Annotated in this window: 4 protein-coding genes and 1 tRNA gene; 2 read left to right on the top strand and 3 right to left on the bottom strand. The window is 44.3% G+C overall.

Features of this window, described 5'->3' with window-relative positions:
* On the bottom strand, positions 1-6,457 hold a 6,457-nt coding region (locus ED312_RS21170), incomplete at its 3' end, for an Ig-like domain-containing protein (RefSeq protein WP_123218020.1).
* A gap of 728 nt (positions 6,458-7,185) precedes the next feature.
* Between ED312_RS21170 and ED312_RS21165 the strand changes: the two genes are divergently transcribed.
* Entirely contained in the window at positions 7,186-10,257 is a 3,072-nt protein-coding gene (locus ED312_RS21165) for a sensor histidine kinase (protein WP_123218019.1), read from the top strand.
* Here ED312_RS21165 and ED312_RS21160 read toward each other — a convergent pair.
* On the bottom strand, positions 10,239-10,868 hold the full coding sequence (locus tag ED312_RS21160; RefSeq protein ID WP_123218017.1) for a LuxR C-terminal-related transcriptional regulator: 630 nt from the start codon (positions 10,866-10,868) through the stop codon (positions 10,239-10,241). The genes ED312_RS21165 and ED312_RS21160 overlap by 19 nt on opposite strands.
* Before the next feature lie 244 nt (positions 10,869-11,112).
* Positions 11,113-11,194, bottom strand: a tRNA-Leu gene (locus ED312_RS21155).
* A 121-nt stretch (positions 11,195-11,315) separates the two neighbouring features.
* Here ED312_RS21155 and ED312_RS21150 point away from each other — a divergent pair.
* Positions 11,316-12,719: a dipeptidase gene (locus ED312_RS21150; RefSeq protein ID WP_123218016.1), complete on the top strand. Its 1,404-nt coding sequence runs from the start codon at positions 11,316-11,318 to the stop codon at positions 12,717-12,719.
* The last annotated feature ends 155 nt before the right edge of the window (positions 12,720-12,874 follow it).

Genomic DNA, 12,874 nt, shown 5'->3' with positions numbered 1-12,874 from the left:
GCGGTGGCGTCTCACAATCCGGGCAATCCGGGTCGGGGTCCTCTGTCGGGCTGGTTACCTGTACCGCGTTCACCAATTCTTCCACGCTATGGGGGAAGGTTTGAACAGTAACGTTATACCTCACTTCGGCGCCGGCAGGCAGTAAGTCAATAATTTCATCAATACTACCCGTTCCCGATGTATTCGGTAAGGTTACGGTACCGGCTACGACTTCCGCCGTCCAACCGGCAATTTCGGCCCCGGCAGGATCTACGTCTACAATATTTACCTGTTCGGCAGCACTCGGACCGTTGTTCGTTATAGTTATGGTGTATTCAACAGTCTCACCGGGCACGTATTCTGTCTGTCCCGCCTCACCTGTCACTTTTACCGCAACAATATCCGCTTGTGAAACATAATTCAATACCACATCATCAAAAGAACTACACGTACCATTGGTCACCGTCCAGCGCAATGTCACCGAAGTATTCGGATCAAGCGTGACGGTTGCTCCCGGTTCGTTTACATCTGAAATCGCCTCGGCCAATATGCCGTCGACAACACTCCATTCACCGGTCCCGAAAGCCGGAGTAGCTGCATCCAGGGTAAATATCCCATCGTTATACTGTGTTTGTTCTTCCCCTGCATCTGCCACCGGCATCTCATAAATGGTCACATCAAAACTTTCCTCATCAGGGCAGCTCGGGGTAAATTCGGGGAGGTATTGGTAATCAACCGAAAAATTCTCTATTGTCCAGTCTTTAATATAGTCATCTCCATGATAGGTTTCTACGATAATCACTATGCTGATGTTCCCTTCCGTCAGATCTTCAATCGATACTCCGGTAGTGAAATCAATGTCTACCGGATCATTGACCGGGGTGTTCAGCAACTGCTGTGACCTTGCAATGATCTCATTCGTGACATTATTGACCACAGCTACTTCACCTGAATACGCTCTCCCCGTATCGGGACCGGTGTTGGTGATCTGCATCCTCGGGTTGATGCGTATAGCAGAACCGAAACAGCCGGGGTCACCTGAAAATACAACATCCGCGACAATGGTCTTATAAGTTTGGCTATTTATAACCGGATCAGTGGTATCATAACTTATTGCTGTTGAAGTCCCATTCCAAATCGCGGAATCATAATCATCTGTCAGATATAGGCTTTGAAACCACATTTCCTCTAAACCGGATTGCGTTACTTTGGTGGTACTTACCGCAGAAAGGGTTCCGGAACAATTAAACTCCCCCTCTATTTCGTCAAAAATGTATAGCGTGGTTGTTCCCACCGTATTGATGGTATCGCCCGGTTCCAGCCGTGTACCTCCGCCATTCGCTTCCGTATAATAAGCTTCGTTGCCCGAAAGGCCGGTTCCCTCGATCTCCGGAAGCACATATTCCTCGCACGCTTCCTGGTCTTCCATAGGATCCAGGTACGGCGCTTCCTGGATCATCAGGGTCACTGCCGTGCGGTTCAGGCTGGGACATGTACCGTTATTGGCTTCGGCATAATACGTTACCACACCTACAGCGTTCAATGACGGATCGGCCACCACATTCCCGCCAATAGGGGCATCATACCACACAAGTGTTTCGCCTGCTTCCACAGACGCTGTGGCTGTCATGGTCTGTACCGGATCTTCCGCACAAACGACCTGATCTCCTCCGCTTACAGGAGATGCGGGAACAAGAGGTGCTTCTTCAATGGTAACGGTCACCGGATCGCTGTCGCATCCGTCTGCCCTTACCACCACTGAATAGTCCCCTGGTTCCAGTTCACTGAAAGTATTGAGTCCTGAGAAACTTGCTCCCCCGTCGATGGAGTATGACGCATTCTCATATCTCGGTACATGAATAGTCCCGGTTGGCGATTCGCAATCCGGTTGTGTGACAACGGGTACCGGGGCTGTCGGGGCATTATCGACTACCGCCTCTGTTTCCAGACTCACACAACCGTTTGTTGTATTTCTCACTGTTACCATATACGTTCCCGGCGCTACGGATTCGAAGACTGCGGCAGATTGATAATCCGCCCCGTTAATGGAATACTCGAATTGCGCACCCAACGGAGAGATCACTTCAATACTTCCTTCACCATCTATACAAACCGGTTGCCCGATACTTACTTCAGGAGCATCAATCAATATGACTTCCACAGGCATGATGGTACTACAACCTGTTGCCGGGTCTTCCCCGCGAATGTAATATGTACCTGTTTCCGAAACGGACTCCGGACCGCTTAATTCTACGGTACCTTCCGCATCTTCGAAATAATTGTATATTAAACCGGCAGTACTCCCGGCAGTCACTGCTGCATCGGTCAGGTCCACCGTACCGGGCAAACACTCCGGACCGGGATCCGTAATCACCAGTTCCGGAAGGTCGTTAATGGTCAGCTCAAAACTTTGTTCATCCGAACAGGCCTGTGTATTCTCCGGCTGGAACTGGTAATCTGCATTGAAACCGGAAACCTGCCAGTTTTTAAAGGTTCCCTGGTACGTTTCCACAGCAACCATAATGGCTATATTTCCTGCAAGCACATCCGCTGCGGGAACTGTGCCCGTCACTGTAGGGGTCATCGTTGTAGTTGCAGGGAAATTAGCAGTCAACTGAGTCTGATACAGTATTTCATCAGTACTTTTATTGATAATTGCCAGCCTTCCGGAATATCCCGCCCCGTTCCCGGGCCCCTGATTGGTAATGGTAACCTGTGCATTTATATTGACCTCAGTACCGAAACAAGCGGACGTATCGTCTATTGACACATCCCCGACAAGCCCCAGATAGATCTGGTCACCCACAGGCGTCCCCGGGCTGTTGTAAAGTATCTGTTGGTTTGCAGTACCCTGCCAGAAACCGGAATTAGTCGCTCCCGGATATTGGTGATGGGTGCCATCTTCAAACAGATCATCAATGATATAGTTTGTATTGGATGCTACAGTGAGAACTCCTTCACAGTTATCCATAGCTGCCATCTCGTCATAGACATAAAGCGTTGTACTGCCGATATCTTCAATAACATCACCCGGAAGATATTTTATTCCTCCTCCATTCGGTTCCGTATAGTAGGCCTCATTGCCTGTAAGGTTGCTTCCCGAGATCACGGGGAGCTCATAGGACACGCATTCTTCCACATCCTCAATCTCATCCAGCAACGGTGTAGGCAGAATATTCAGCGTTACCGGTGTCCGGTTCTGGCTTATGCAGGTACCGTCGTCCGCAGCAGCATAATAGGTAACAGTGCCCACGGTTTCCAGGCTCGGGTCAGTCACTACATTTCCTCCCGCAGGGGCATCATACCAGATCAGCTGAACGCCGTCCGGTACGGTAGCTGTGGCTGTTATTTTCTGTATGGGATCATTTGCGCATTCCTGTATATTACCCCCGCTGGTGGGTGCCTGAAGGTCACATTCGTTCAGGCAAAATAAGGTCGGGTCGTTAAGTTCTTCTGTATCCGGATTATCACTGACAACCATGGTACCTCCCTGAGAAATGGTGGCCTGGTTGGAATAGCAACTGCCGTACGAAGCATTATCGGCAACTTTAACGGAGACCCGGAATGTCAGCGGTTCCCCGGTGGCAGCCGACGGCTGTACGGTAACTCCACTGATGGTCAACGTCTGTCCTGAAATGCTCACGGTACCTCCACCCGGTGCGGCCGGTTCTACCGAACCCGAAATCCAGCTCAGGTCAGCTGATGCCAGCACATCCTCAAAATCATACGTCATGGGCAGCATCTGGCTATTGTAGATACTGAACTCGAACTCCACTTCATCTCCGGGCACCAGGCCTTCAGCAGGTATACTGACCTGTTTTTCCATTCGGGTGGGGAAACATGCCGTAGCATCGAAAGTAGGGTAAGGATCCGCCGCACTGACGTTAACGAAAGCATTATTTGCAGGGTTATAACGGTATAGCCTGTTGGGGGTTGTACCATTGGCATAAAAATAGATCCTCCCCTGTACATCATTCCAGGCACCACCTGCTGCAAGATTAGCAGGAATAGTTCCGGAACTCGGATTGATAATAGCCTGATTTCCATTATTAGGATTAATACGGATGAGCCTTCCGCTTGAAATCCCATACAAAAAACCGTTATATGGAGAAAATGCCAGATCTACAATATTGCTGATATCCAGGCTTAACCTTACCGTCGTATATGTCATTGTTGTTAAATCCACCGTTACCAGAAACGCCGTATTGTTATTGGTAACTGCAAGTGTATAGAGTTTGTGATCGAGCCCCACTACCCCTGCGGCATAGCCAACCCGTCCGCCATTGGCATTGACATTGGCATTAGCGGCCCATGTCGCCATCCCCGGCACTTGTCCCGGTGTGGGTTGCGGTACGCCGAGCCGTGTCACCGTACCTTCGCCATCTATCCGAACCACGTCGGCCGGGTTAAGCGAAGGCGGGTCTCCCTGTGCAAAACCATATATTAAGTTGTCCTCAAAATTATAGCCGATACCGTTATAGCGATCGGGAATAGAGGGTGTAATCGTAGCGTGCACAATGGTGGGGTTGTTCGCTTGCACAACATACAGTGAGGACGGAACGGTACCGCTCGGTGAGCTTATCAAATAGGCTGAACCGTCGCATTCAAACGGCACCGGACAATTGCTGTCCATTGTAATCCCTTGTGAAACCGGTGTCTCACAACCACTTTCCACTATTGCACTGACCGTAAATATGCCTCTTTGTCCTGTTGTTGGTCGATAGGTTATACCCGTTGCATCAGAGATTAAAATGCCATCCATATACCACTGATAACTCACCCAGGAGGGGTCAGGATTCTTTACCTCCAGTACTGCATCCGGAATACAGACAACTAACGGACTTTGAAATCCAACGTCAGGAATTTCCGTTAATGTGAGAACCGTTAATTGCACACTTTCTTCCACGGTACAATCAGTCTGCGTTTGCGCGGTAAGTGTATATGATCCAGTATCGCTATCCGTAACATCATCTAATGTCAGTATCTCGTCGTTGGATACTACACTCCCGCCAGGTCCCGTCCAGGTATAAGAAACAATCGGATCAGAAGAAAGAATTTGGGGTGTAAAACTGACTGATTGTCCTGCACAGGCTTCCTTTTCAGGTTCCGGGAAGTTCATTGATACACTAGTGTAACTGGAAAAATAGCCATAACGGGCCGCCCCGAAACCCCCATGGAAAACACCCATATGAAATTTTGCCGCTGGTGAAGTGTTTGTAACTACAACCGCATCTCCAGCTGCAACCAAAGACAAAGGCACTTCAACTCGAGCATAATACCAGCCCGTATTCTCTATGGGTTGAAAGGCACCGGGCGCAAGTAAGGTCGCATCACCATTAACGGTAAATCCTGTATTGGTTGGCGCTGCAATACTGATATAAAAAGCGTTATTGTTAGCCCTTACTACCTGTACCCGATTCGATCCATTGCAACCCAATTGCGCAGGTAGCATAGCAAGTCCTTGTTCGGCGTCAACGGCCGATAATTGCAGTGCTGTCACTTTTTTAGTACTTTGCACATGGAAAGCATCAGTAGTTCCTGTATTCAGGGTATAGGTCTCAGTTGCATTTAAGGTTGCTACTAAGGAGCCATTAACCATCAATTGCGTATCATCTTCAACAGCCGTAAAATAAACGATATCTGTCGGATTCCGATATCCTCTGACAATTAAATACTCCGTCCCGATATTCTTAATTGGTACAATTTGTTCTGCACCCAAATCAGCCGCACCTCCGGTAGAAGATACATAACCCATCAATTCTGAAAAAATGGTAATGACCACGGGTTTATCCGAGATAACTTTACTTCCCGAAGTACCTGGTTCCACTCCTATTTTCTCTGCATAATAGATTTGCCCTCTTTGAAGGGTCACGGTAAAAGGCGTACCAGCTGTATGTCCGATAATATCGTCTTTAGGAGTAATCGTTACCGTGGTATTATCTTCCGTAGCCAATATTAAGTAACCATGTGCAGTCTCAACGGGCGATTCCTGTTGCATAGGCACCAAAAAATCTGTACCCAGAGCCTGACTGCCTTTTAAAGGGATCAGGTCAGGACTTGCACTTGCAGATCCCGGTTCATAATAGATGGATATGCGTGCGTTCGTCTCCACCAGAACGCCTGTCCCGGCAATACTGTTCCCCGTACTATTCGTAAGCAATTCCACTTCAGCGTCCGTTAAAGGAATATCGCCTGTGCTGTTTGCCGCTATCGTAATGGTTTTAGGCACAAAGCTTGTTGTCAGGGGTGAACTTAAAGTCACGGTAGCCGGAGCATCAAACGTGGAGACCCGAAATACGGAACCCGCTCTGTACAAGGTGGAAGTTGTAGGCAGCGCTAACCAATATTCCCGGTCGAAAGTAACGGTGGTTTGCGCCGTTACTTTGTCTACGAAAGCTGGTGTTAGCAAAAGCACCAATAAAAGGAGCATGCAGGAAAACGAATTCCTCTTTTTTTCGTTGGATATGACAGAACTCATCAATAAATGATATTTTATTATTTTATAAACCAAACTAAATCTCTCACAAACCGGCACCTATCTTTTGGGAAGCTTAGATCCGGATACGATTTTCATCAGGACTTCGGAAATGAATAAGGGTTACCCCCAAGTATTTTTACTTTCAGGCAATAGGGTGAAATCCGGTTTCTGGAACCGGAGAAATATCGAAGTATTTGAATTTCATTTTAAGCAGAGGTAATTTTACTACCATAATCGTACATTTTTAAGTTGATTAATCATCAGGTTTTGTCCATTTGGGGTATATGGGCACTACACAATGCCTTGCCGGCATTTTTGTCTTTCCTCCTGGTTCACCGTATACAGCATCCGGAATTTATTAGGAAAAATCCTTTCTGATGATGTCCGGGAATGAAGAGAAAGAAACTTTTATAGCAATTTTAGTATATTAAATCTGTTAGGATTATAGTTATATATAACTTCTACTGTAGAATTAAAACTACAGAATTATCTTACAAAATAGAGGATAGTAAAGCCAAAACAACAAGAATTTAAATACCTGATAACTAGCTGAATAAATCAGTTCAAAAAAACGATTTTACATGGTACAGACATGTAGGATTTGTTTTTATTTAAAGGCTTCTCCGGAGTTTAATTAGATGTTACGTAGACATCTCCATCACAAAAATGAGTAATTTTACCTCGGAAAAAATGGTTTTTAAATAGTATTAAGTATTCCAGACCCCCCTATGGAAAAATATTTTACCAGATTGCTGGTAGTGTTGCCTTTTGTCTTTTTTTCAATTGCTACTGCTAAATCGTTTCAGGATCAGGATTATATTTTCGAGTGGTATACGGACAGCGAAGGACTTCCCCAGAACAGCATTAAGGACATTTTTTTTGATGTCCACGGTTATTTATGGCTTTCTACGGAAAACGGGGTGTCCCGGTTTGACGGAAGCCGTTTTAAAAACTTTGACAATACCAATATTCCGGGAAGCACATCAAACCGCATGCGATTTTTCTATGGTTCTTCCAGTTTGGATAGTATATTCATTTCCAATTCACATAACCAAACATTTCTGATCCATGACCGTGTCGTTCAACACATCACTTCCTTCGATTCTTTCGATAACAGGGCCAAAAGCATCATTGCCGAAAATCGATTTAAATTCGGGAATATATCGAACGACAATCACTTTATAGGGAGAAGAAAAAGTGCCATCCTGCAACAAACCGGGAATAAATATTACCTTATTGAGATTGATAAAATATCAGAATATAATGGCCGGCACGAGACTCCGTGCATATATCACTACCCTCTGGAACATCGGGACCAGGCTTTTATGTATAATGATCAATTATATATTCTTACCGGCGAGAACAAGCTTGTACTGTGCTCCGAAGGAAATTGTCTTACATTATACAAAATTGGACCGGGAAAAACCCCGATTGTTTACACAAATGATATTTCAAACCAGGTTTTTCTCTACAGTCAGGACACGCATAATTTATTTTATGCTGAACAGCTATCGGATAGCCTGATCACAAAACATATCCTATCCGATTTCAACCTGCAAAAAGAGGCCATCAAATCCATCTATTTTGATGCGAATAACGACATTCTATACCTGGGTAGCTCGGCCCAGGGGCTATGTATCGTCAAAAAACGGTATTTCAGGAATATTTCTACAGGATACGGGAATAACGACGATGTTGAATATGCTGTGAGCAAACTCAATGATTCTGTTATTTTAACAGGTTCCGGGGCATTGATCAAAGACGGACAACTTACGGGGCACCACAAACAGATGGCCTGGGCCAACAAATATTTTATCTGTCCGGACAGGAATATGAACCTGTGGATGAAAAGAGGTTCGGTGTTATATCGATTTAAAAAGGAGGATTCTTATAACACATACAACCAATGGCTTTTTGATTCACATATCACCGCGCTTTACCTGGATAAAGATCAGAAACTTTGGATAAGCACTTGTTCAGAAACAGACCGATCAAGCGACCTTTTTTACCTGAATGTACTGTCCGATGTTCGGGAACCATTGAAAAAAGAAAGATTTCCTTTTAAGATCACCTGTCTGGAGAAACAAAGTGACGCTACGCTTCTCCTTGGTACTGAAATGGGCCTGTACCGGTACTATCCCGAAAAGGAAAATGCAGAAGTAGAAAAAATAGAATGCGCAGGGACTGCCAATATCAGGGAAATACAAACTATCGGTGATGGCACCTGGATCACCACTTACAATAAAGGTTATTTTTTGTATCACGACAACGAGATAACCTCATTTCCACTCGATCACAACAGCGCTCTTTCTACATCGCATACGGTGATCGATGATAAAAACGGATTTTTGTGGATAACGACGAATAAAGGTCTCTTCCAGGTTTCCAGGCAAAGCATTGACCAATATGTTAAAAATAAAAAAACGATACCCTATTACCATTTTTATGATAAAAGTTGCGGGTTTACTAGTAATGAATTTAATGGGGGCGGGAAGCCCAACAGCGCCATGCTCCCCAATGGTGATCTCTACCTTCCCTCACTGGCCGGTCTTGTTTATTTCAATTCCCGGAATATTAAACCCATTCTACCTGGTAATCATTTATATATCGACGAACTTGAAATAGACAATCAAAGCTTTCGGGTGCGGGATACCTTTAATATTAAACAGGATTTCAAAAGAATCACATTTTATACTTCCAGTCCTCATTATGGAAATCAGGCCAACAATCAGGTAGAAGTAAAACTGGAAGCCAACGGGGCAAAAGAACAAAACTGGACACTTCTCGGCAGAGATATGGCTATTTCATATACAAACCTGAATCCGGGAGAATACATTTTTACAGCCCGGAAGAAATCAGGATTCAATTCCGGATACACCTATAAACAGTTTATTTTTTATATCCCATTTCCTTTTTACCAGGCATACTGGTTTAAGATCAGCGCCGGGCTTTTTTTACTCCTGCTTATTCATTTAGGGGTAAGACTACGGTTGCAATACATTAAAAACAAAAACGTGTTGCTAAGTGACAAAATCAATGAGCACACACAGCAACTGAACGATACCATAACCGCATTGAGAAAAACCGAAAATAATCTCGGCAAACAGAATGAGAGTCAAAAGAAATTGATTGCCACCCTGACCCACGATATAAAAAATCCTTTGGGGTACATCGCTTATGTAAGCCATGAAGCCTATCGACAATTCGACGGAAAGGACCGGATCATGAAGGATCACCTGAAATCTATCTATACGTCTTCTCATCAACTATCCGAATTAATTACCAACTTACTAGATTATACCAAAATATATGATAATTCGGCCAATAACAAGCCTCGCGTTTTTAATATACACCTCTTGGCAGAACAAAAAATAGCGCTTTTCCGGAACCTGGCGGAATCACAACGGACCAAAATAATAAATGCTATTCCTCCATTTATGAATATTATTCTTAACAAGGAATTCATTTCTATCATTATCCATAATTTGATAGATAATGCTATAAAAAACACTTCCAATGGTATCATAACAATAGGATGTATGGTCCTGGACCAACACATAATCATTTCAGTACGGGATTCCGGAAAAGGGATGCCTCCAGAAGTCCTCAACTATTACCGGTCTTATCAATCCAATATTGATGATGAAATGTATAAAAAGAAATATAAAGGGATGGGGATAAAAATAATATCGGAATTATTGGCTATCATGCAGGGGACCCTGGAAATTGACAGTCAGCCGGGCAAAGGTACCCATATCAGACTTGTCTTCCATAAGGATGTTTACAGCGACTTTTCATAGGTATTAAACATCGAAATAAGGGAAGCTATATTATTAACCTGGAGCTTTTCAAAAAGCCGGTATTTATAGGTGCTTACCGTTGTAGGGCTTAAATTCAGACAATCTGCTATTTCTATATTGCCTTCACCTTTTACAAGCAATCTTGCCACTTCCATCTCCCGGTCAGACAGCGCATCCAGTTTATTAAACGGGGTTTTATTAAGGATAGAATCCGTGATCTGATCCCTTATCGAACTGCTGATATACTTTTTATTTTTTATAATGGTACGTATGGCGGTATGCAGTTCCTCTTCCGAACTCAATTTGTTCAGGTACCCATCGGCCCCGGCGTGTATATACCTCAATGCGAACTTGTTTTCATTAAGTCCCGAAAAAATCAGCACCTTGGTTTTCGGGGTTTTAATTTTAGTATATCCCAGTAATTCCAGACTACTTCCTTTCGGGAAATGCACATCCAGGATCAATAAGTCAAAGAATTCATTGTTGATATAGTTAAACGCCTTCGAAATAGTTTCGGCCTGAAAAATAGAGATATTACTCAATATCTTATTCAAAATAATGAATACACCCTGCCTTACCACAAAGTGATCGTCTACAAGTAAAATTTTCATTCTTTTGGGGGTAGGTTTAATGTGAAAAACAAAATATATTCAAAAATATGTTACCATACAAAATATCGCCAATTGAGATATTTACAAAGCTAAGCTAACAAATATTTCTCAATTTGTCGTGTTTTTTTTATGCCCATATTCATGAATTAAGATACACGAAAACTATGAGGTTATTAAACAGCGGGATAAAGCATTTTTTTAATGGCATAACAAAAAAAGCCGAAGATCTCTCCTCGGCTTTTTGTGCGGGTGAAAGGACTCGAACCTTCACACCTTTCGGCACCAGATCCTAAGTCTGGCGTGTCTACCAATTCCACCACACCCGCAAAATCATACTGTTATGGTATCGGGGTGCAAATATAATTTATTTTTCGAATAAAAACCGACAGGCCTTCAAAAAATATCTTTTTTGTACTTTTGATCAGATTATAAAAGTTATTCTGCTTCATGGAAGATATTTCATCATACGTTCAAAAAAATAAAGAACGATTTATCGAAGAGCTTACAGAGCTCCTCAGAATTCCCTCCGTAAGTGCCGATCCCGCCTTTTCCCAGGATGTCCTTAATACTGCCGAAGCCGTAAAAGAAAGCCTTATAAAAGCCGGTTGCGATCATGCAGAAATCTGTGATACCCCCGGTTACCCTATTGTTTATGGGGAAAAAACCATTGATCCGGAATTGCCCACCGTATTGGTTTATGGCCATTATGATGTGCAACCGCCCGACCCGGTGGAGCTTTGGGAAAGCGGCCCGTTCGAACCGGTGATCAGGAAGACGAATATCCATCCGGAAGGTGCCATTTTTGCAAGAGGTGCCTGTGATGACAAGGGGCAGATGTACATGCATGTAAAAGCCCTGGAATATATGGTAACCCAACATGCGCTTCCCTGCAATGTAAAGTTCATGATAGAAGGTGAGGAAGAAGTAGGTTCGGAAAGCCTGGGCTGGTTTATCGAACGCAACCGGGAAAAGCTGAAAAACGATGTCATACTCATTTCCGATACGGGCATGATAAGTAACGAACAGCCTTCCATTACCACCGGCTTAAGAGGGCTGAGTTATGTGGAAGTGGAAATTACAGGACCTAATCGCGACCTGCATTCGGGCTTATATGGCGGTGCAGTGGCCAACCCTATCAATATCCTGGCACAGATGATCGCCTCCCTCCACGATGAAAACAATCACATTACCATTCCCGGTTTTTACGATAAGGTAGAGGAGATTTCGCCGGAGGAACGGGCGGAAATGGCCAAAGCCCCTTTTTCCCTGGAAAAATATAAAAATGCCCTTGATATAGATGATGTTTACGGCGAAAAAGGATATTCGACCAATGAACGGAATTCCATCCGTCCCACACTTGACGTTAACGGAATATGGGGCGGATATACCGGTGAAGGGGCCAAAACCGTGATACCTGCAAAAGCCTATGCCAAAATATCCATGCGACTGGTCCCGGACCAGGACTGGACCGAGATCTCAGCATTGTTTAAAAAACATTTCGAGAATATTGCCCCGAAGGGGGTAAAAGTGCTCGTAAAACCCCATCATGGCGGACAGGCTTATGTAACCCCCATTGACAGTATCGGTTACCAGGCTGCAAGCAAAGCCTACAGCGATACTTTCGGCATAACTCCCATTCCGCAACGAAGTGGGGGGAGCATCCCCATCGTATCCCTATTCGAAAAAAAGCTGCACAGCAAAACCATATTAATGGGTTTCGGGCTGGATACGGATGCCATACATTCGCCCAACGAGCACTTCGGTATTTTTAATTACCTGAAGGGGATAGAAACCATCCCCCTGTTTTACAAATATTTTACGGAATTATATAAATCCGAAGGAAATGTATAGCGAGACCTCAACCGCATAAAAGTCAACCCTTTCTTCCTGTCATTCCGGGCGAAGCCAAAAAGACTTATTTTCCAGCCCGGTGTATTCCACAACTCCGTCCGGAATGACAGTCTTAATTGATTTTCCGTTAACTCCCTGCCTTTTTTAACGACAGA

Origin of the sequence: Sinomicrobium pectinilyticum, assembly GCF_003725735.1 — a bacterium.
Taxonomy (GTDB): domain Bacteria; phylum Bacteroidota; class Bacteroidia; order Flavobacteriales; family Flavobacteriaceae; genus Sinomicrobium; species Sinomicrobium pectinilyticum.
This window is presented reverse-complemented; position numbering and strand designations above follow the sequence as displayed.